Source organism: Providencia sp. PROV073 (genome assembly GCF_033688125.1).
GTDB classification, from domain to species: domain Bacteria; phylum Pseudomonadota; class Gammaproteobacteria; order Enterobacterales; family Enterobacteriaceae; genus Providencia; species Providencia hangzhouensis.
The window spans coordinates 1,268,971-1,290,782 of sequence record NZ_CP096353.1 but is presented as its reverse complement, the minus strand read 5'-3'; the positions used below and the strand labels follow the sequence as shown (position 1 = coordinate 1,290,782).

19 protein-coding genes are annotated in these 21,812 nt (G+C 43.9%); 14 read left to right on the top strand and 5 right to left on the bottom strand.

The window, feature by feature from the left end; all coding sequences use genetic code 11:
• Position 1 precedes the first annotated feature (1 nt).
• A complete protein-coding gene (fruA, locus tag M1F17_RS05650) occupies positions 2-1,696 on the top strand; it encodes a PTS fructose transporter subunit IIBC (protein ID WP_241098180.1) in 1,695 nt (564 codons plus the stop codon).
• Positions 1,697-1,940: 244 nt separating this feature from the next.
• Here fruA and cysS read toward each other — a convergent pair whose 3' ends face one another.
• Complete coding sequence (cysS, locus tag M1F17_RS05645) at positions 1,941-3,329, bottom strand: cysteine--tRNA ligase (RefSeq protein WP_094960986.1); 1,389 nt, start codon at positions 3,327-3,329, stop codon at positions 1,941-1,943.
• Between the two features lie 266 nt (positions 3,330-3,595).
• On the opposite strand from cysS, the gene ppiB reads away from it, so the two are divergent.
• The 5 genes from ppiB to M1F17_RS05620 all read left to right on the top strand — a co-directional run bounded on the left by ppiB (position 3,596) and on the right by M1F17_RS05620 (position 7,934).
• Positions 3,596-4,090: a peptidylprolyl isomerase B gene (gene ppiB / locus M1F17_RS05640; protein WP_004260260.1), complete on the top strand. Its 495-nt coding sequence runs from the start codon at positions 3,596-3,598 to the stop codon at positions 4,088-4,090.
• A gap of 10 nt (positions 4,091-4,100) precedes the next feature.
• On the top strand, positions 4,101-4,826 hold the full coding sequence (lpxH, locus tag M1F17_RS05635; RefSeq protein ID WP_164455225.1) for a UDP-2,3-diacylglucosamine diphosphatase: 726 nt from the start codon (positions 4,101-4,103) through the stop codon (positions 4,824-4,826).
• 155 nt (positions 4,827-4,981) lie between these two features.
• Positions 4,982-5,497: a 5-(carboxyamino)imidazole ribonucleotide mutase gene (purE, locus tag M1F17_RS05630; protein ID WP_318837292.1), complete on the top strand. Its 516-nt coding sequence runs from the start codon at positions 4,982-4,984 to the stop codon at positions 5,495-5,497.
• The gene (gene purK / locus M1F17_RS05625; protein WP_144140468.1) at positions 5,497-6,579 is read left to right on the top strand and encodes a 5-(carboxyamino)imidazole ribonucleotide synthase; all 1,083 of its coding nucleotides are present in this window, start codon (positions 5,497-5,499) and stop codon (positions 6,577-6,579) included. The genes purE and purK overlap by 1 nt, the downstream gene beginning before the upstream one ends.
• 116 nt (positions 6,580-6,695) lie before the next feature.
• Positions 6,696-7,934, top strand: coding sequence for a CynX/NimT family MFS transporter (locus M1F17_RS05620; RefSeq protein ID WP_094960983.1), 1,239 nt, complete (start codon positions 6,696-6,698; stop codon positions 7,932-7,934).
• 126 nt (positions 7,935-8,060) lie between these two features.
• Here the strand turns inward: M1F17_RS05620 and M1F17_RS05615 are convergent, their stop codons facing one another.
• The 3 genes from M1F17_RS05615 to ybbA all read right to left on the bottom strand — a co-directional run bounded on the left by M1F17_RS05615 (position 8,061) and on the right by ybbA (position 12,807).
• On the bottom strand, positions 8,061-9,431 hold the full coding sequence (locus M1F17_RS05615) for an esterase-like activity of phytase family protein (protein ID WP_164455221.1): 1,371 nt from the start codon (positions 9,429-9,431) through the stop codon (positions 8,061-8,063).
• Positions 9,432-9,676: 245 nt separating this feature from the next.
• Positions 9,677-12,124 carry a putative ABC transporter permease subunit YbbP gene (gene ybbP / locus M1F17_RS05610; protein ID WP_164455218.1) on the bottom strand — a complete coding sequence of 816 codons (2,448 nt, stop codon included), beginning with the start codon at positions 12,122-12,124 and terminating at the stop codon, positions 9,677-9,679.
• Entirely contained in the window at positions 12,121-12,807 is a 687-nt protein-coding gene (gene ybbA, locus M1F17_RS05605) for a putative ABC transporter ATP-binding protein YbbA (RefSeq protein ID WP_318837291.1), read from the bottom strand. Before ybbA ends, ybbP begins: the two co-directional genes overlap by 4 nt.
• Here ybbA and tesA point away from each other — a divergent pair.
• The 5 genes from tesA (at position 12,775) to M1F17_RS05580 (ending at position 16,665) form a co-directional block, all read left to right on the top strand.
• Entirely contained in the window at positions 12,775-13,416 is a 642-nt protein-coding gene (gene tesA / locus M1F17_RS05600) for a multifunctional acyl-CoA thioesterase I/protease I/lysophospholipase L1 (protein ID WP_094960980.1), read from the top strand. The genes ybbA and tesA overlap by 33 nt on opposite strands.
• Positions 13,417-13,494: 78 nt before the next feature.
• Complete coding sequence (locus tag M1F17_RS05595; RefSeq protein WP_140171205.1) at positions 13,495-14,298, top strand: SDR family oxidoreductase; 804 nt, start codon at positions 13,495-13,497, stop codon at positions 14,296-14,298.
• 75 nt (positions 14,299-14,373) lie between these two features.
• Complete coding sequence (locus tag M1F17_RS05590) at positions 14,374-15,231, top strand: co-chaperone YbbN (RefSeq protein WP_094960978.1); 858 nt, start codon at positions 14,374-14,376, stop codon at positions 15,229-15,231.
• Between the two features lie 13 nt (positions 15,232-15,244).
• The gene (locus M1F17_RS05585) at positions 15,245-16,189 is read left to right on the top strand and encodes an SPFH domain-containing protein (RefSeq protein ID WP_004260315.1); all 945 of its coding nucleotides are present in this window, start codon (positions 15,245-15,247) and stop codon (positions 16,187-16,189) included.
• A complete protein-coding gene (locus tag M1F17_RS05580) occupies positions 16,186-16,665 on the top strand; it encodes an NfeD family protein (protein ID WP_164455216.1) in 480 nt (159 codons plus the stop codon). The genes M1F17_RS05585 and M1F17_RS05580 overlap by 4 nt, the downstream gene beginning before the upstream one ends.
• Here the strand turns inward: M1F17_RS05580 and cueR are convergent.
• Positions 16,619-17,029, bottom strand: a complete 411-nt coding sequence (gene cueR / locus M1F17_RS05575; RefSeq protein ID WP_094960975.1) for a Cu(I)-responsive transcriptional regulator — start codon at positions 17,027-17,029, stop codon at positions 16,619-16,621. The two genes, M1F17_RS05580 and cueR, sit on opposite strands and share 47 nt — an antisense overlap.
• A 119-nt stretch (positions 17,030-17,148) precedes the next feature.
• Here cueR and copA point away from each other — a divergent pair, with 119 nt between their 5' ends.
• The 3 genes from copA (at position 17,149) to M1F17_RS05560 (ending at position 21,796) form a co-directional block, all read left to right on the top strand.
• Positions 17,149-20,082, top strand: a complete 2,934-nt coding sequence (gene copA, locus M1F17_RS05570; protein WP_166185425.1) for a copper-exporting P-type ATPase CopA — start codon at positions 17,149-17,151, stop codon at positions 20,080-20,082.
• A gap of 184 nt (positions 20,083-20,266) precedes the next feature.
• On the top strand, positions 20,267-20,848 hold the full coding sequence (locus tag M1F17_RS05565; RefSeq protein ID WP_004260329.1) for an HdeD family acid-resistance protein: 582 nt from the start codon (positions 20,267-20,269) through the stop codon (positions 20,846-20,848).
• Between the two features lie 147 nt (positions 20,849-20,995).
• Positions 20,996-21,796, top strand: coding sequence for a TraB/GumN family protein (locus tag M1F17_RS05560; RefSeq protein ID WP_144140458.1), 801 nt, complete (start codon positions 20,996-20,998; stop codon positions 21,794-21,796).
• The last annotated feature ends 16 nt before the right edge of the window (positions 21,797-21,812 follow it).

The following is a 21,812-nucleotide window of genomic DNA, read 5'->3' as shown; positions in this document are numbered from 1 at the left end:
CATGAAAATATTAATCGCTCCAAGCCACCAGCAAGGCCCTGCTATTTGCTGGCTAGCCATCGATGCTTTAAAGAATGTATCTACCTTACAAAATATCACTTTCACTGAACAACTTACTGATGCAGATATTGTGATTTGTTTTGATACCGAGTTACCTGAAAATTTTAATTGTGCAGATAAAAAAATCTATTTCGGTCACCCCGATATCGCTGTTAGGCAACCTGCTGAATTCCTAACATCAACAATTAACGAAGCCACACTTTGTGAGCAACACATCAGTGAGCCACAGCACACGAAATCGTACTCTGTATTAGCCGTTACAGCGTGCCCTACAGGGGTTGCGCACACCTATATGTCTGCAGAAGCACTTGAAGCTGAAGCAAAAAAACGCGGCTGGAATATCAAAGTTGAAACCCGTGGTTCTGTCGGGGTTGGGAATGAAATTACGCCAGAAGAAATTGCACAAGCTGACTTAGTCATTGTCGCAGCTGATATCGAAGTCAATGTGGATAAGTTTACGGGGAAACCCATGTACCGCACCTCCACCAGTGCCGCATTGAAGAAAACAGCACAAGAAATGGATAGAGCAGTAAAAGAAGCGAATATATTCACACCACAAAATGGAAAAAATTCATCACAATCAAGCCAATCCAACGAAAAACGCGGAGTATATAAACACTTACTTACCGGGGTATCATATATGCTCCCCATGGTTGTCGCTGGGGGATTATGTACTGCGCTTTCATTTGCATTTGGCTTAGATGCATCCAATGTAGAAGGATCACTGGCTTGGGCGCTTAGCCTCATTGGCGGGCAAACTGCCCTTGCCTTAATGGTCCCCGTGTTATCCGGTTATATCGCCTATTCCATTGCCGACAGAACGGGTTTAACCCCAGGTTTAGTCGGTGGGGTACTTGCAACCACTTTAGGCGCCGGTTTCTTAGGCGGGATCATTTCCGGTTTCCTTGCGGGTTATAGTGCTCACTTTATTAGCACCCGATTAAAATTGCCACAAACTATGGAAGCGTTAAAACCAATTTTAATCGTGCCACTCATTTCCACTTTATTTACGGGTTTAGCCATGATCTATGTTATTGGTCACCCTGTAGCGTGGTTAATGGATTGGCTAACTAACTGGCTAAATACCATGGGGACGACTAATGCGGTGATCTTAGGCGCAATTTTAGGAGCGATGATGTGTACGGATATGGGAGGCCCTGTCAATAAAGCGGCATATGCCTTTGGTGTCGGTCTATTAAGTTCACAAACCTATGCACCAATGGCGGCAATTATGGCAGCGGGGATGGTGCCACCGCTGGCAATGGGTGTTGCAACACTATTAGCACGACATAAATTTGTACCTGCTGAACGCGAAGCAGGTAAAGCCTCTTTTGTTCTCGGTTTATGTTTTATTTCAGAAGGTGCAATCCCATTTGCCGCCAAAGACCCGATTCGTGTTCTTCCTACTTGCATTATTGGTGGCGCAATAACAGGGGCGCTATCCATGTACTTTGGTATTCAGCTAATGGCACCTCACGGTGGTTTATTTGTGCTGTTAATACCCGGAGCTATTAATCATGTATTGATGTATTTATTCGCGATAGTGGCTGGTACGGTGGTTTCAGGTGTGCTTTATGCCATTGTCAAAAAAACAACGCCCAAAGAGGCTCAACAAGAAATGGCGAGTATCGCTTAATCACACAACTTTAAGTTCCATTCCTAGTCCCTGTTGGTAGTCTTACTTCCCCCCTTAACTGGGGGGCTTTTATCTCTCCCCAAAACAAAAACGGTTAGATATCAATATCTAACCGCTTGAACACATGAAAATTTATTTTTAAATCAATCAGTACTCAAAATGATAACTTGGGGAGCATACAAAAGTATGTGACCCAAGTAGCCAAGTGATGGCAACACCGCCACAGCGCGAAATATGACGCGTATTATTTGCGACGCCACGTAGTGCCAGATGCACCATCTTCAAGCACTATCCCCATGGCAGTAAGTTCATCACGAGCCGCATCCGCTTGCGCCCAATCTTTATTCTTACGTGCATCTAGACGTTGTTGAATTAATGCCTCGATTTTTGCCACTTCCGCATCATCTTCAGTTTGTGCGCCGCCTTTTAAAAAGACTTCAGGGTCTTGTTCTAATAAACCCAGTACGCTTGCTAACTCACGCAATTGTGCAGCCATACCATTTGCTGCTGACATATCTTCTGATTTCAGGCGGTTAACTTCACGAACCATATCAAATAATACCGAATAGGCTTCAGGTGTATTAAAGTCATCATTCATCGCTTCAATGAAACGTGCTTTAAATTCATCACCACCAGCAGGTACGGCTGACTTATCTGTACCACGTAATGCAGTGTACATACGCTCAAGTGCTGAACGTGCCTGCTTCAAATTTTCTTCTGTGTAGTTTAATTGGCTGCGGTAATGGCCTGATAACAGAAAATAACGCACTGTTTCTGCGTCGTAATACTCAAGTACGTCACGAATAGTAAAGAAGTTATTGAGAGATTTAGACATTTTCTCTCTGTCTACCATGACCATACCGGAGTGCATCCAGTAGTTCACGTAAGGGCCATCATGAGCACAGGTAGATTGAGCAATTTCATTTTCATGGTGTGGGAACATTAAATCAGAGCCGCCACCGTGAATATCAAAATGGTTGCCTAACGTTTTACTGTTCATTGCCGAACATTCAATGTGCCAGCCTGGGCGACCTAAACCCCATGGGGATTCCCAACTTGGTTCGCCTTCTTTAGACATTTTCCACAAGACGAAATCCATTGGATTACGTTTTACATCAGCGACCTCGACGCGAGCACCTGCTTGCAACTGCTCTAAATCTTGGCGAGATAACAGACCATAATTCGGGTCGGTTTTGACTTCAAACATCACATCGCCATTCGCAGCGACATAAGCATGACCACGCTCTATCAAGCTTTGGGTTAATTCAATAATTTCACCAATATGACGCGTTGCTCGTGGTTCGCTATCAGGGCGTAAAATATTTAAGGCATCGAAATCTTTGTGCATTTCAGCCAACATACGCGTTGTTAGCGCTTCGACGCTTTCATTATTTTCTGCTGCACGTTTGATGATTTTATCGTCAATATCGGTGACGTTGCGTACATAATTTAAGTCGTAACCCAAATAACGTAAATAGCGGCTAATTGCATCAAATGCCACAAATGTACGGCCGTGGCCGATATGACACAAGTCGTAGATAGTGATGCCACACACATACATCCCAATCTTCCCTGCGTGGATGGGCTTAAACTCTTCTTTTTGACGACTTAGTGTATTAAAAATTTGTAGCATCTGAACTTTTCCATTTATTTGAAAAATGATTATCGATTTCTACCGATAAAATATCATGTTATTGAACCCCGATCACCTTAAGAATGCAAGGGTTTACCCGCTTCCTTTTCAGTTTATTGATTAGGTTTAATACACATCTATTATGCTATAAACGGCCGACTAAGCTTCCTTCCGCTTCAAGTCAGGTTTTATCTGTGATATAAACGTGCTGATCTCAACGCTTTCGCAAGTTAGCGCACAAAAAACAATTATTCAGGATAGCTATTATGGTTACATTTCATACCAATCACGGTGACATTGTTATCAAAACGTTTGACGATAAAGCACCCGTTACAGTCGAAAACTTTTTAACTTACTGCCGTGAAGGTTTTTACAATAATACCATTTTCCATCGTGTTATTAATGGTTTCATGATCCAAGGCGGTGGTTTTGAGCCAGGAATGGAACAAAAAAACACTAAAGCGCCTATTAAAAACGAAGCAAACAACGGTTTAAAAAATACCCGTGGTACTTTGGCAATGGCTCGTACTAACGACCCTCATTCAGCAACAGCACAATTCTTTATCAACGTTGTTGACAACGACTTCTTGAACTTCCGTTCAGAGCGTCCAGATGGCTGGGGCTACTGTGTATTTGCTGAAGTCGTTGAAGGCATGGATGTTGTTGACAAAATCAAAGGTGTTTCAACTGGCCGCAGCGGGTTCCACCAAGACGTTCCACGCGAAGACGTCATCATTGAAAAAGTGACTGTCAGCGAGTAAACCTGAACGCATGTCCACTTACATCATTGCAGATTTGCATTTGAGTGAAGATGAACCGGCGATCACCGCCGGTTTTATTAATTTTATTCAACAGCAAGCCATCCATGCCGAAAGCCTATATATTCTCGGTGATTTTTTTAATTATTGGGTGGGCGATGATGATGACAATCCGCTACATCAACAAGTTGCCAACGAACTCAAACAACTCACTGACCGTGGAATTCCCTGCTATTTCATTCATGGAAATCGGGATTTTTTAATTGGTCAACGCTATGCGAAACAGTGTGGCATGACCATACTCCCACAGGAAACATTGCTCGAACTTTACGGCAAGCGCATTTTAATTCTGCATGGTGATACATTATGCATTGACGATGCTGCCTATCAAAATTACCGTAAAAAAGTTCATACCCCTTGGGTTCAACGGCTGTTTTTGTTACTCCCTCTTTTTGTGCGTCGCCGTATCGCGCAAAAAATGCGCCAAAATAGCCAGTATGCAAGCAGCATGAAAGCCGAGTCGATTATGGACGTCAATTCACAAGCCGTTATTGATGCATTACAAAGGCACCAAGCGCAATGGATGATCCATGGTCATACTCACCGCCCTGCTATTCATGAAGTAAATATTGGAGGCAAGTTGCATTATCGGGGTGTATTAGGTGCTTGGCACTATGAAGGTTCCGCCTTTGTAATAAACGAGCAAGGTATTGAACTGATTTTCTTTCCTTTCGAGTAATTTTGCCTAACGAACCATTTTTAATATATCGCCACAACTGTTTGCTCACTTATTAATCACGCAAACGTTTTCCTTGCTGCTTTACCATGATATGATCGAGACAATTCAATTTCCCACCTCAGGGTGATGTTTTTTTCAATACAGGAAAGCACCAAATGACTGCCCAAGTTCCTGCTCAATCTGCGGCAAAAATCGCCATTGTTATGGGTTCGAAAAGTGATTGGACGACAATGCAGCACGCAGCTGATGTATTAACAGAACTCCAAGTCCCTTTTCACGTCGAAATCGTCTCTGCACATCGCACCCCGGATAAATTATTTTCCTTTGCTGAAAATGCGAAAAAAAATGGGTTTGATGTGATTATTGCAGGTGCTGGTGGTGCTGCTCACTTACCAGGAATGATCGCCGCTAAAACATTAGTCCCTGTTTTTGGTGTTCCTGTACAAAGCGCTGCATTAAGTGGTGTTGACAGCTTATATTCTATCGTGCAAATGCCTAAAGGTATCCCTGTAGGCACACTAGCCATCGGCAAAGCAGGTGCCGCAAATGCAGCACTTTTAGCCGCTCAAGTATTAGCAATAAGTGATACTGCTATTTTCAACCGCCTCTCAGCGTGGCGAGAATCCCAAACCAATGATGTGCTAAACAACCCAGACCCGAGGGAAGCATAATGAAACCCGTTTGTGTGCTTGGTAATGGCCAACTCGGCCGCATGCTGCGTCAAGCGGGTGAGCCATTAGGCATTGCTGTTTTTCCTGTAGGGCTTGATGCAGAACCTGAAGCGGTTCCTTATCAGCAAAGCGTCATCACCGCTGAAATTGAACGTTGGCCAGAAACCCCGCTAACAAAAGAATTAGCTCGCCATAATGCATTTATTAACCGTGATATTTTTCCACGTTTAGCCGATAGGTTTCCACAAAAAAGCTTATTTGATAGCTTACAACTTTCTACTGCACCTTGGGCATTATTAGAATCCCCTGAACAATGGCCTGAGCTGTTTGCCACACTCGGTGAGTTTCTCATTGTAAAACGCAGAACTGGTGGCTATGACGGGCGAGGTCAATGGCGTGTTCGCCCTGGTGATGAAAAAGACCTGCCTGCTGAAATTTATGGTGAATGCATCGTTGAACAAGGTATCCCTTTTGACGCGGAAGTGTCTGTCATTGGTGCCCGAAATGCAGCGGGGGAATCCGTTTTTTACCCGATCACCCATAATTTACACCAAGAAGGCATTTTGCGTACCAGTGTGGCCTTCCCTAAGTCAACTAATCCGCAGCAAGAACAAGCTCAAGCCATGCTCAGCGCAGTGATGGATGAACTTGGTTATATCGGTGTGATGGCAATGGAATGCTTTGTCGTGGGCAATAACTTGCTGATTAACGAAATTGCGCCTCGAGTACATAATAGCGGCCATTGGACACAAAATGGCGCATCCATTAGCCAGTTTGAGTTACATCTACGTGCTATTTTAAACCTGCCAATGCCATCTCCAGAGGTATATAGCTCTGCCGTGATGGTCAATTTAATCGGCACTGATGTAAATATAGACTGGCTGAGCTTACCCCTCGTTCACCTTCACTGGTATGAAAAAGAGGTACGCCCTGCCCGAAAAGTGGGTCATTTAAACCTTTCCCATCGTGACTGCCACCAATTATCTGCCACACTGGCGGCTTTGATCCCACTTTTGCCAAATGAGTACAAAAGTGGCATTGAGTGGGCAAATGCAAAATTAGACTGGTACTCTCATCAATAAATAGGGAAAATAGCCCGATTCGATGCCCGAAACTATTTTCGGGCATTATGCTATTTTCGCCGTCATCCAGAAAACAAATATCCTGATTTAAGGTGTGCGGCATTACTGGAGTCAATATGTCCTCGCAGACTTTTAGTCCGTTTTATCAGTGGTGCATTCTTATTCTGTTAGGGCTGGTTTATTTTTTAGCCACCGCGACAACCTTTACCTCTCTTGGCGTGGTTTTACCTGAGATGATTAGTGAGCTCAAATGGAGCTGGAGTGAGGCTGGTTTTGGTTTTACGCTACTGGGTTTAACTTGCGGGCTAGCGAGTTTTCTCCCGTCTCTGTTAATCCGCAAAGTGGGTGTACGAGCCACTTTATTGCTAGGCACCAGTGTCTTTGTTGCTGGCTTTTATAGCCTTTATTCCACACAAGCCATCAGCACCTATTTTTTAGGTACTGCATTGATTGGTATTGGTTTCACCTTACTCGCCACGGTTCCGGGGACTTATGTACTTTCGCGGCTATTTGAAAAACAATCCCTTGCCTTTGGGTTATATTTCACCATCGGGGGCTTGGGGGGTGTTGCAGGCCCTTGGATTTACTTTTACGCATCAAACCAATTAGGCTCATGGCGTATGCATTGGGTTCTATGTGCCGTTTATCTTAGCATTGTCACGTTAATCACGATTTTTATGCTGCGAGAAGGTAAAAAAGAGCAAGAGCACGCAAAAAAGGTAATGCAAAAACAAGTTAGTGACGCAAGTAAACCTATTTATCGCACTGCAGAAGTATGGACGGTCGGCAGAGCACTACGTACATGGCAGTTCTACTTGATTGCTGCGACTTATACCTCGTTTTTATGGTGTGGTATCACCGTTAACAGTTTTGCTGTCGCCCATATTGAAGAGCGCGGCTTTGGCATGACAGTGGCGGTTTCATTATTAAGCACAATGGCATTTGTGAATGCATTCTCAAGGTTTATTGGTGGAGCCGCAGGCGAATGGTTAGAACCGAAGAAACTATTAATCGGTAGCCTAATTATCATGGTATTAGGTGTCATTTTCCTCAGTATTGCCACCTCATGGCTTTGGCTTATTTTATTTGTGTTATGCGTTGGTATTGGCTACGGCATGACCTTTTTGGCATCAAGTGTTTTACTGTCAAATTATTTCGGCCGAGGCCCATACTTAGAACTATTCTCTGTCGTAAATTTAATTTCAACGGTTGCCTGCTTAGCACCTTTTATTGCGGGTGCAATAAAAGATTTCACAGGAAGTTTCACCCCTGCTTTTTTGGTTATCGCGGCTCCCGTTGTGGTTATTTTATTCCTTACTTTGATGATGAAGCCCCCAGCCCTCAATCACAAATAAAAAATCCCGAGTGATTAGCTCGGGAAAATTAAAACCAAAGGGAAAACAAGCTTAAGACCAGATATTAGATCAAAACATACTGCTTATTTGCGCCACCGAAAAAATTAAATGGTGGCGCAAAATCAATTACGGTTTTAACAACTCAGGGACGTTTAATAAGATAAACTCATTATCATCCGCTTTATTTGGCTCACGGCTAGATGAAAACGGATAGTTATTGTCATTACCAACAATAATGTGTTCACTATCAACCACATCCACGTTTTCAATAGTGAAGAATGGGAAAGTAAACACTCCGTCATTAAGCGGTTTTCTTGCCATATTGTTCGGGTCTTTGATATTCATTAAATCAATATAAGCCTGCTTATCTACTGGTTTGCCTATATTGTTATCTGAAAATTCAATACGATAAACACGCTTGAATTTAGCTAAATTACTAAAGCAATTTTCAGTATTACTGCTTCCCGCCGTGCAGGCTTTATCTGCGGTACCTTCACCATTATCACGCTCAATGATTAGGCCGTGGGTATCATCAATTAAGTTAAAGTCACCAATGGCATTCTGATTGTCTTCAAAGACATACAACCAGCTTCTGCCTGTCCAATTTTGTTTTTTCACATCAAACTCAAGAATACGTGCTGCGCGTTTGCCATCAACATGTTCATAATCTTGTTTGTCATCAAGCCAAATCGCCCCTTCTAGCATTGGGTAGAGCTTAGAACCGTCTGGCGATGACGCCATACCCTCAAAACCTTTTGAACGGTTGACTTGGAAATTCACTTTATCTGCGGGTTTACCCGGTGTTGTGATTTGGTAGTGATCAGGAGAAACGACTTTCTTTCCATCTACTTGTGTCTCAAATAAAGCTAATACTTTGCCATCCAAATCCATTTTGATTAGGTAAGGGCCGAACTCATCGCCAACCCATAGAGCACCACCCGCAAATTGAAAACTTTCAGGGTCAAAATCACTGCCTGTTAAATAGCGTTCTTTTGTGCTCTCATTCGTAATATGAAAAGGGATAATTTTATCGGGGTCATGGAAGAAAACCGTTTTTAATGGCGTTGTATTACCTGATTGAAAATCAATATCATATTGAGTGACATACAACATCGAATCAGGAGAATTGGCTTTGTTGCCGAATCCATTATCAGTTAAAACCCAGTAAGTGCCATCCGCCATACGTTTAATACCCGAGTGCCCTTGACGTGGCTGGCCTTTGATTGGAATATGCATTCCTGTTGGGCGATCTGCGGATTTACCTTCCACTTTCCCCAAACTATCAACACGAACGCCAGTGGTAAATTTACCGCTCACTTGCATGTCTGAAGGTGCACCTTCGGGGGAAGAAACCGTTGAATTAACAGGAAGAATGGAGTGACCCGCTAACGTTGCTGGCACTTCTTGTTGTGCAAACCCGGTGATGCTAAATGAAATTAAACCAGCCAATAAAGATAACGAGCCCAGTTTACGTTTAATCGAATGGTTATTCTGCATTGTTATGTTTCCATTTTAAGGCTATCAATAATTGATGGCGGAATCATAACGTCGATGAATGAAGCTTTTATGAAGGATTGGAGACAGTTATTTTACTGAAAAACAGGTTGTTTTTAGAATATTCAATAAATAGTGGTATTAAGGTATTTCCCTAATACCACCATATTCTAAATAACTCGAGTTGCATGTAGATCAACCTATCTAAGCGCAGTCAATGACCATGCAACTCGAAGTATGACGAGCATTTAACTATTAGGTAAACGACGGTGCTGACTCCCCGTCCCTAATAAACGCAGTCCTAACCAACTACCACAAATAGACAATAGAATTGCCGCGCACAAAGGCAATAATACCCACATACGCCATTCTGGCTGCCAAGGGAAGTCAAACACTTTACTTTGCAACAACCATAATGCAATTTCTGCCCCAAATGCCGCCGCAAGCCCTGCCATTAAGCCAAGTAATGCAAATTCGCTCCATAATGTTCTACGCATTAACTTTTTGCTGGCGCCTAACGTTCGGTATACCACAAGCTCCCGCTCTCGCTGGCTCATTCCCACTTGAATTTGTGCCAACAGCAGTAACAAGCCACAGAAAATAACCAATACCACCATCACTTCTAAGGCTTGGCTCACTTGCTGAAGAATTTGCTGAATTTGGGTGATAATTGCACCAGTATCGAGCACATTAATGGTTGGATAATGGCGGCTAAGTTGCGTTAATAGCTGCCCATCACCTTCATAGTGGAAGCTGCTCAGCCAAGTAGCCGGCATTTGAGACAGACTTTCTTCAGAGAAAATAAAATAGAAGTTCGGTCGCAGGCTTTCCCAATCAACCGTACGAATACTACTGACTGTTGCACTAAAGACCTGAGCCCCTGCGTTAAATGTAAGTTTATCGCCTAATTTCAACCCGAGTTCTTTAACGACCGTTTGTTCAATTGAGACTTCTCCCGCTTTCGGTGGCCATGTCCCTTCATCAACCACATTGGCTGGCGCTAAATCAGATTGCCAAGTTAAGCTCAATTCACGTCGTACCGTATTATTATTTGGATCACGTTGATCCGCCCACTCAATCGCTGACTGGTCATTAATATCGGTTAAACGCGCTAACACCACAGGGTTGAACTCTGTGGGTTTCACGTCAAACTCAGCTAATAGCTTGGTAACAGGCTCAAGCTGTGACTGGTTCATATTAATCAAGAAATAATTCGGGCTATCTGCGGGTAATTGCTGCTGCCAACGGTCAAGCAAATCACCACGCACTAAAATCAGCAGCGCCAATAACATAAATGACAACGAAAAAGCACTCATTTGTGTGATGGTTTGCAACGGCTGGCGCAATAGACGGCTAACAGATAAACGCAAGCTTAATTGACGGAACTTAATATGGCGTAGCCCCCATAAGCCTACCCAACCAATCAGCGCAAGTAGAACGGCAACCACGACAATACCCGCCAAAATTGACCACAGCAGAGGGTTAACGCCAGCAAACACAAATAAGCCGCCAACCACAATTAAAATAACAATCGGCAGATAGTAATATAGCGGCCAAACGGGTGATTTGGCATCTTCACGTAATACTCTAGAAGGCTGAGTTGCCATCAGCTGGTAATAGGGACGGCTGCCAACAATAATCGCAATAATAAATAATGTACCAATCGCCCAAACCCAAGGCATCAAACTCGCAGGCGGCAATTCCTTCGGCAACATAGCCCCTAAGATTTGCATTAAAATGCCTTCAAAAGCCAAACCTAATAATGAGCCGAGTAAAGCCGCAGCGGTTAAAATCACTAACCACTGCCCAATAATCCACTGACGTAATGCGCTACGCCCTGCGCCTAGAGTTTTTAATACTGCGATTAGTTGATGACGGCTGCGGCAATAATGCGTCATTGAAACCACGACCGCAGCAATGGCTAGCAGCAGGGTTAATAAAACTGACAACAATAAAAATTGTTGAGCACGTTGAAACGTTTTCCCTACTGCGCCGTTATCTTCGCTTAATGTATACCAACGTTGATCATTTCGCAGATCTTGCTCATATTTTTGTTGAAATGCATCAATAAGCTGGCGATCGCCGGCAAACATGTCGCGATAAGTTAACCGGCTACCTAATTGAATTGCTCCCGTTAATGGTGCATCTTCAATTGCTATCAATACTCTTGGGGCAATCTGGAACGGGTTAAAACCGCTGTCAGGCTCTTGAATTAGTTTACCCGAAACTTTTAGCGTCGCATCTCCGATATCAATGTTATCCCCTACATTGAGGTTCAATAATTCTAATAACCGTGGTGCGACTAGTATCTCCCCTTTTGTCGGGATTAACCCAGCCGGTTCTGTGATGAGCTCGCCATATAATGGATATGCCTTATCCGCTGCTTTCACTAACACCAGTTGTGGCCGAGCGTCTTCATCTTCTGTCGCATAAGCCATAGTAGAAAATGATATTTGTTGGCTTAACGTTAAACCCTCTTTTTGGGCCTCTTGTAACCATGCTGGGTCGCTTGGATGAGAAGATCGTAAAACTAAGTCACCCGCTAATAGCTCACGGCTTTGGTAACTCATGCTATTTTCAATGCGATCGCTAATTCGCCCTAAAGCCAGTACACAAGCAACAGCAAGGGTGAGTGCAAGCCAAACAATCAGTAACGAGGGGGTTTTCCATTCACGCCAAAACCAACGCCAAATCATGCTTCTTCCCTCAACTGCCCATCGACCAAGCGCAAACGGCGTTGGCAGTGCGCAGCCAGCTCGTTATCGTGAGTCACTAAAATAAGGGTCGTCCCGTGCTGTTTATTCATATCAAACAGTAAATCTGCAATTTTATCCCCTGTGTGGCGATCGAGATTTCCCGTTGGTTCATCAGCAAATAAAATCTGTGGGCGGCCATTAAAGGCACGAGCAAGTGCAACACGCTGTTGCTCACCCCCTGACAACTGTGGTGGCATATGTTTTAGGCGATCTTTTAAGCCTAAATCCGTCAGTAAACTCGCCGCGTGTTGATAACTTTCAGACTCAGATTCGCCACGTAACAAAGAAGGAAGTTGTACATTTTCAATGGCATTTAAGGTTGGGATCAACATAAAGGATTGGAACACAAAACCGACACTTTGTGCCCGTAAGCGTGCCCGCTGCTCTTCGTCCATTTTAGTGAGGTCTTGACCTAATAAATTAACCGTTCCACTGGAACCGTCATCCAACCCCGCAATAATCCCTAGCAAGGTTGATTTCCCCGAACCTGACTCCCCAATTAAAGCAATTGTTTGCCCGGACTCGACAATTAGCTCAACACCTTGCAATATAGTCAGTTCATGTTCACCTTGACCAACACGTTTAATGAGATGATGAACTTCAAGAATATTATTCGCCGACATATATTGGTATTTCTCCTGTTACTGACTGCAAGTGGGCACGCACTTGCGTCAACTAAGCTATTAATCTTAGGTGATAGCCTAAGTGCAGGCTACCGTTTACCGGCTGAGCAGGCTTGGGCCTCCTTGCTTGCCGAACGTTGGCAGAAACTTTCCCCACCCGTTGCTATTGTTAACGGTAGTATTAGTGGGAATACCTCTGCACAGGGGTTAGAACGCCTTTCCGTTTTACTCGAACAAAACAAACCTAACTGGGTATTGATCGAATTAGGTGCAAATGATGGCTTACAAGGTCTCCCAGTTGAGCAGCTCGAAGCTAATTTACAACAGATTATCGAGCAAATCGTGCAATCCGGTGCGAAACCGCTCTTAATGCAAATTCGCATTCCACCTAACTATGGAAAACGTTATACGACAAGTTTCGAAAAAGTCTATCCGAAATTGGCGCAAAGTAATCAAATCCCATTACTGCCGTTTTATATGGAAACCGTGATAACTAAGCCTGAATGGATACAACAAGATGGTATTCACCCTACCGTTGAAGCCCAGCCATCCATTGCTGATTTTATGGAAAAACAGCTTTTCGAACATATTTTACCGTCTAGCAAATAAAACAGACGTTAAACAAGGGTACTAAAACGCTCTTTTATACCCGAAATAGATTCAGTTGCATGAAACCAAGGTAAAGTTATGCAAACATCGGCACGAAACAAAAAATCAGTCCTGGTCACAGGAGCATCAAGCGGTATTGGCTTTTGTGCTGCACAGACACTTCGGCAGCGTGGCTACCATGTTATTGTTGCCTGCCGTAAAGAAAGCGATATTTTACGCCTAAAAGAGCTAGGTTATGACACTGTCTCCCTTGACCTCGATAATAAGGATAGCATAGAAACCGCGGCTCAAACGGTGTTAACACTCTGTAATCACCGCCTTTTCGGATTATTCAACAACGCTGGTTTTGGGGTGTATGGCCCATTAAATAGCGTCAGCCGCGAACAACTTGAAGCCCAGTTTTCCACTAACTTTTTTGGTGTTCATCAGTTAACTTTTTTGCTATTACCTGCAATGCTAGCGCACCATGAAGGGCGAATTATCCAGACTAGTTCAGTGATGGGCGTTATTTCAACTCCCGGACGTGGCGCTTATGCTGCCAGCAAATACGCATTGGAAGCCTGGTCCGATGCACTACGCTTAGAATTGGCAGGAACAGGGGTGAAAGTGAGTTTGATTGAACCGGGCCCGATTCATACGGCTTTTACTCAAAATGTTGAACAAACACAAAAAGATAAACCCGTTAAAAACCCAGGTATTGCTTCACGTTTCACCTTAACACCAGAACATGTGGTAGAAAAACTGATCCATGCGTTAGAAAGCCCGCGCCCTAAAGTTCGCTATTCTGTCACGTTATTAACCGTCGCAGTGCGTATCTTAAAACGTATTTTACCTGACAAAATAATGGATAAAATACTGGCAAATCAGGGGAAAAAAGCTTGAAAAAAGCAAAATCAGCCCCACTTTATTACTATTGCTCACAAATTCTATTGATAACAAATTCAAAAGAGACTTCTTATGTTTGCTAACGCTCAGATAATTGATATTAACGAAACCAACCTACACCAAGTCATTGAACAATCAATGAACTTACCTGTCATGTTTTACTTTTGGTCACCGCGTAGCCCTCATTGCCAAGATTTCGGTACCATGTTGGAAAAAATTGCCAACGACTACGCAGGGTCATTTATTTTAGCTAAAGTTAATTGTGATGAAGAACAAATGATCGCAAGCCAGTTTGGCTTAAAAGCGATCCCTACTGTGTATGTATTACAAAATGGCCGCCCTGTTGATGGCTTTGAAGGACCACAACCAGAAGAGGTGGTGTTGGAAATTTTATCTCGTGTGCTGCCAAGCCCAGAAGAAATGAAAGCAGCACAAGCTGCTGAATTAATTGCAGAAGGTAAAACACAAGAAGCGCTGCCATTGTTAAAAGAAGCGCATCAGTTGAACCCCAAAAATAGCGACATCACGTTATTATTGGCAGAAACACAAATCGGTTTAAATCTCGTTGATGACGCACAAGCTACTTTAGAAGCTGTCCCATTACAGGATAAAGACAGTCGTTACCAAGGTTTAATCGCACAAATTGAATTATTGAAGCAAGCTGCGGACACCCCTGAAATTCAGCAATTACAAGATGAATTCAATCAAGATCCACAAAATACAACGTTAGCGGTTCAATTAGCCCTAAAACTTCATGAAGTGAACCGCAACGAAGAAGCGCTGGAAATGTTATTCGGCTTTTTACGTACCGACTTGGGTGCGGGTGACGGCGCAGTAAGAAAAACCATGATGGATATTATGTCGGCAATGGGAACCGGTGATGCAATTGCCAGTAAATACCGTCGCCAAGTATATTCATTACTTTACTAATTAAGGGTTAAATATGGACTTGTTCGCCTTTGGTGCAATACCGATTATCATTTTTGTCGCTGTCGTTATTGTTTTTACCTGTGTTAAAACAGTACCGCAAGGCTTCCAATGGACGGTTGAGCGCTTCGGCCGCTATACCCGTACGCTACAACCGGGCTTGCATATTATTGTACCATTTATGGACAAAATTGGCCGTCGCATCAATATGATGGAACAAGTCCTTGATATCCCATCTCAAGAAGTTATTTCTCGCGATAATGCCAACGTCACTATTGATGCCGTCTGCTTTATCCAAGTCGTTGACCCAGTACGTGCAGCCTATGAGGTTAGCAACCTTGAGCTTTCGGTACTGAATTTAACCATGACGAATATTCGTACCGTATTAGGCTCCATGGAACTAGACGAAATGTTGTCACAACGTGATTCCATTAATAGCCGCTTGCTGCACGTGGTGGATGAAGCAACCAACCCTTGGGGTGTCAAAATTACCCGTATCGAAATTCGTGACGTGAAGCCACCAAAAGAATTGATTAGTGCGATGAATGCGCAGATGAAGGCTGAACGTACTAAACGTGCCGATATTCTTGAGGCCGAGGGGATCCGACAAGCGGCAATTTTAAAAGCTGAAGGTGAAAAACAGTCACAAATTCTCAAAGCCGAAGGGGAACGCCAGTCGGCATTTTTACAAGCCGAAGCGCGTGAAAGAGCCGCGGAAGCGGAAGCAAAAGCGACACAAATGGTATCTGAAGCTATTGCCGCTGGTGATATGCAGGCTATTAATTACTTTGTGGCGCAAAAATACACCGATGCACTGACCAGTATTGGTTCTGCCGAAAACAGCAAAGTCATCATGATGCCATTAGAAGCCAGTAATTTAATGGGCGCAATTGGTGGGATTACTGAGCTAATCGGAGAAAGCAAGAAAACCAGTGCCATGAAAAAGCAGGTAAAAGAATGATAGAGCTTATCAGTGCTCAACCCGCATGGTTTTGGCTGTGCCTTGGTGGGCTATTGCTGATTGGTGAACTTCTTGGTACCGCAGGCTATCTTTTATGGTCGGGTATTGCTGCGGTGCTTGTTGGGGTTATCGCTTGGGCACTGCCATTTATCGGTTGGGAGTGGCAAGGGATTTTATTTGCCATTTTTACCGTTGTCTCTGCTGTGTTATGGCGCAACTGGTTGAGGAATAGGCAAAAAAATAAGGCAGATAACGTCAACCAAATTAGCCATCAACTCATCGGTGTTAAAAGCCGTTTGTTGTCAGATACTGAAGAAGGTTTTAGCCGTGTACGCCTTGCGGATGGCAGTTGGCGTGTCTATAGCGACACGCCATTAAGTGCCAATACAGAAGTGGTGGTCATCGCAGTAGACGGCATCACCTTGCAGGTTAAGCCTTCGCATGATGACAGCACCCACGCGCCAAGTGGTCAATAATTGGGCAATCCGCACCATCATCCCCAGGGCATACGTCCACGAGCTCTTGTAATGTATCTCGAATAGCAGACAATTTAACGATTGTCTGCTCTATTTCATTTATCTTCGCTATCGTTGTCGTTTTTACATCCGCACTATGTCTGGTTGGATTACGAAATAAACCTAACAGTTCGCCACATTCATCCAAGGTAAAACCCACATCTTTTGCCTGTTTGAGCAATACGAGTTCGTTTAAATGACGCTCCTGATAATAACGGTAGCTATTTTCCCCTCTTTCAGGCGGTGTAATTAGCCCTTTGTCTTCATAAAAACGAATAGCTTTTGCAGTTAGGCCCGTTTTTTTGGCAATTTCACTAATATTCATAATTCCTCTTGACCTTAACCTTGCTGGAAGGTGTAACCTTTGTTCATTGTCGAATTATAGACCTAATTGTAGATAAAGTTATAGACCCAATACATCAAACGGGTTTTGGAGGCTGCAAAATGAGTAACATGATTATTTTAAAATTACAGGGGCTAAGCTGCATGCACTGTGTCGGCTCAGTCACTAAAGCGCTCGAAGGGCGCGGTGATGTCACTAACTTAAAAGTCACTATCGATTATGCCGTGATGGAAAGTGATGCCAATGTGGCTGATTTAATTAAAACCATCGTTGACGCAGGTTATGAAGCTGAAGTGGCTACAGCCCCAGATATCGAATTACAACTTTCTGGCCTCAATTGTATGAAATGTGCGGGTAAAACACAAAAAGCACTCGAAGAGGTTGACGGTGTCGCCACTGCTGTTGTCGATACGACTAGCGCCAAGGTATATGGCACTGCGGATGCGCAAACGTTAATCGCTGCCGTTCAACAAGCTGGCTACAATGCAGAACTGGCTCAAACAAAAGCGATCACTTTAGCCCTTTCGGGTCTAACTTGCATGAAATGTGCCGCTAAAACACAGCAGGCGCTAGAAGCGGTTGATGGTGTTGAAAGCGCAACTGTCGATACCCAAACCGCTGTTGTTCGTGGTACGGCCTCCGTAGACGCCTTAATTGCTGCGGTTCAAGCCGCTGGCTACCAAGCCACTGAGAATGAATCTCACCCAAAAACTGAGCCGCTGAGTACCACAACTGAACAGCCGGAAGCTGATTCAGCGGCAATCTGTGAGATCCCGGCACAAGAGTCTGATTTAGGTGAACAGCCTGAAATTAGCCCAATGGATGACAGCATACAGTTACTGCTCGATGGCATGACCTGTGCCAGTTGTGTCAACAAAGTCCAGAAAGCCTTAAATAGCGTACCGGGCGTTGAAAATGCACGTGTCAACTTAGCAGAGCGCAGTGCTTTAGTCACCGGAACTGCTGAACCAAATGATTTAATCGACGCGGTTGTCAAAGCAGGCTATGGCGCGGAGATCATTCAAGATGAAGCCAAACGCCGTGAGCGCCAACAAGAAGTCGCGCAAGCCAATATGCGCCGCTTCCGCTGGCAATCGGCATTAGCTCTTGCCCTTGGTATCCCTGTGATGGTATGGGGGATGATGGGCGATAACATGGTGCTGACTGAGCAAAACCATACCATTTGGCTCACCATAGGTGCATTAACCCTTGCGGTAATGGTATTTGCAGGGGGGCACTTTTATCGTAATGCATGGCAAAGCCTGAAAAATGGCAGCGCCACTATGGATACCTTAGTTGCGTTAGGAACAGGAGCGGCTTGGCTTTATTCGATTGTGGTGAATATTTGGCCTGAGTTATTCCCAGACCAAGCTCGCCACCTTTATTATGAAGCCAGTGCCATGATCATCGGTCTTATTAACCTTGGTCATGCCCTAGAACAGCGAGCTCGCCAACGTTCATCAAAAGCCCTTGAACGCTTGCTAGACCTGACACCGCCAACTGCCCGTGTTGTCACAGAGCAAGGCGAAGTGGATATGCCACTGGAGCAAGTCAAAAAAGGGATGGTTTTACGCTTAGCAACTGGTGACCGTGTCCCTGTTGATGGTGAAATTATCGAAGGCGAGGTTTGGTTAGACGAAGCCATGCTCACGGGTGAGCCGATCCCACAGCAAAAAAGCAAAGGAGATCAAGTCCATGCAGGTACTGTGGTACAAGATGGTACCGTGCTATTTCGTGCCGCGGCTGTCGGTAGCCAAACGACTTTAGCTCGAATTATTCACCTTGTTCGCCAAGCACAAAGTAGTAAACCACAAATTGGCCAGCTTGCTGACCGTATTTCTGCCGTCTTTGTGCCGATTGTAGTAGCTATCGCCTTAATTTCAGGTGCAATTTGGTACTTTGTTGGGCCTGCACCACAGATTACTTACGCACTCGTTATCACCACAACCGTGTTAATTATTGCGTGCCCTTGTGCGCTTGGCCTTGCAACACCAATGTCGATTATTTCTGGCGTGGGCCGAGCGGCTGAGTTTGGCGTGTTAGTACGCGATGCAGATGCATTACAGCAAGCCAGTGAATTAGATACCATAGTATTTGATAAAACAGGTACATTGACTGAAGGCATGCCTCAAGTTACGGATATCCACGTGTTTAATGGGTTCGAACAAGATACCGCCTTACAGTTTGCCGCTTCATTAGAAAATGGCTCTAATCACCCACTTGCCCGCGCTGTTTTAAATCGCGCAAAAGGCTTAACACTACCCGCTAATGAGCAGTTTAGAACCTTAGCTGGGTTAGGTATTAGTGCAATAATTAACGGCCAAACTATTTTGTTAGGTAACCAAAAACTGTTAGCGCAAAATAATGTTGATACCCGTGACGTTGAAGAAACATTACACCAACAAGCCACTCAAGGCGTAACGCCTGTTTTGCTGGCTGTTGATGGTAAAGTTGCCGCACTGTTATCTATCCGTGACCCATTGCGTGGAGATAGCATAAGCGCACTGGCGCGGTTACATAAACAAGGTTTCCGATTAGTCATGTTAACCGGGGATAACCCAGTAACTGCCAATGCGATAGCCAAAGAAGCGGGTATTGATGAGGTAATAGCAGGCGTCATGCCAGACGGTAAATCCGCCGCGATTGAAGCCTTACAAGCTAAAGGCCACAAAGTTGCGATGGTGGGTGATGGTATCAATGATGCCCCTGCTCTAGCCCGAGCTGACGTAGGTATTGCGATGGGCGGCGGCAGTGATATCGCTATTGAAACTGCATCGATTACCCTGATGCGCCAAAGCTTACATGGTGTAGCCGATGCAGTGTCTATTTCGAAAGGAACACTGCGTAATATGAAGCAAAACTTATTTGGGGCCTTTGTTTACAATACCTTAGGTATCCCAATTGCCGCGGGTATTTTATACCCAATTACCGGGACTTTACTTAACCCTGTCGTTGCAGGCGCAGCAATGGCTTTATCATCCATTACCGTGGTCAGTAACGCAAACCGCTTATTACGCTTTAAACCTGAAAAATAATACCCAAAAGTGGGAGGAACATGAGTTCCTCCCTTTTTAATGATGAATGCTGTTCATATCGAAACCTTGTCACCACAACACTTCATTTTCTTACTAAGTAAAAATCGCATTATTTTTTATGTCATTAATATCAAGCTAAGCCTATACTTATAAATAGTTAGTTACTTAATATTTGGAGTACAAAATGCTTAATATTGATCGTGAAAAACTCGCCAAACTTGCAGGCGAAGAGTTTAAAAAGCAACGTACCTTTTTGGTGATCTTATCCATTTTACTGTTGGCTGGTGGAATTTTTTGCATTATCAACCCAATGATTTCAGGCATTGCCGTTAGTACCGTACTTGGGGTGCTCCTGATTATTGGGGGCGTTGGCGCGATTGTAAGCATTCTAAGTACCGTGATCTATACCGGTTGGTCTCGGTTATTTGGTTTTGTTATTGGCCTTATCTATATCATTGTCGGCTACTCGTTTATTAAAGACCCGTTACAAAGTTTGGTAGCTTTGGCTATTTTAGTGGCGGCTTTATTTATCGTGGGTGGGGTCATTCGGCTGTACGTCGGCTTCCAACAAATTAGCTCAGCGGGTGGCTGGTTACAAATCATCATTGGGCTGTTAGATTTCTTTATTGCCTATTTACTTATCGGTAATGGCCCAATTACATCAATTACCTTACTGACAACCCTAATTGGTATCGAAATGGTGTTTAGTTCCTTTAGTTTGTTCACGTTACTCAGTGTATTTAAAGGTATCAGTAAAAATAATTAACCCTACCATGCCCCTTTGACAGGGGCATTTTTTCGCCTCCACGATGTCATCAATCTGCTAAAAAATGCGCAATTAGCGATGAGTATTCGCAAATTGCGGCTAGATTGTTTAACCTAATAAAATGAGAGATAACACAGGGACGAAATCGTGGGTAAACTGTTCGAAAATTTAAAAAATTGGCTTCATACGCAAACCGCTCCGGCTTACCCTTACCCTGCCATTGATATTCGGCTATCAAAAAATCTTAAATTGCACGTTGTGGGTAGCATCCATATGGGAACAGAAAATATGTTTCCTTTGTCTGCCACATTATTAGATAAACTTAATCTCGCAGATGCCTTGATCGTTGAGGCGGATATCACTGAAACTCACTCCCCATTTCCTAGCGATACCACCGAACTTCTCCCTGTCGAACAACGACTCACTCTTGATGAATATCACCTTTTTCAACAATATTGCTTAGAGCTCCACCAATCCCCCGAACGCTTTGATGCCTTACCCTCATGGCAAATCGCCCTGATTTTGCAAGCAACCCAAGCCCAAGAACTCGGGCTTAGAGGCCACTACGGTATTGACTACCAACTTATCCGTAATGCGCAATCACAACTCAAACCAATTATTGAACTAGAAGGAACCGCCTCTCAAGTTGAATTGCTGCTTTCTTTGCCTAATAATGGGTTAGCGTTATTACAAGACTCATTGAAACACTGGCGTGAAAACGCGCGCTCGCTACAAACGATGATAGGCTGGTGGCTAGACTACCAACCCAATAATCGTACCGCTTTACCCAATACCTTTAGCGAAGATATTTACCAAGTATTGATGAAGCAACGAAACGCGAATTGGAGCGAACAACTTAGGTCACTTCCTGATGGTAACTATGTGGTTGCTGTTGGTGCGTTACACCTGTTTGGTGAAAATAGTCTGGTAGAATATTTGCGAAACTAAGTCATAAATAGAAGGC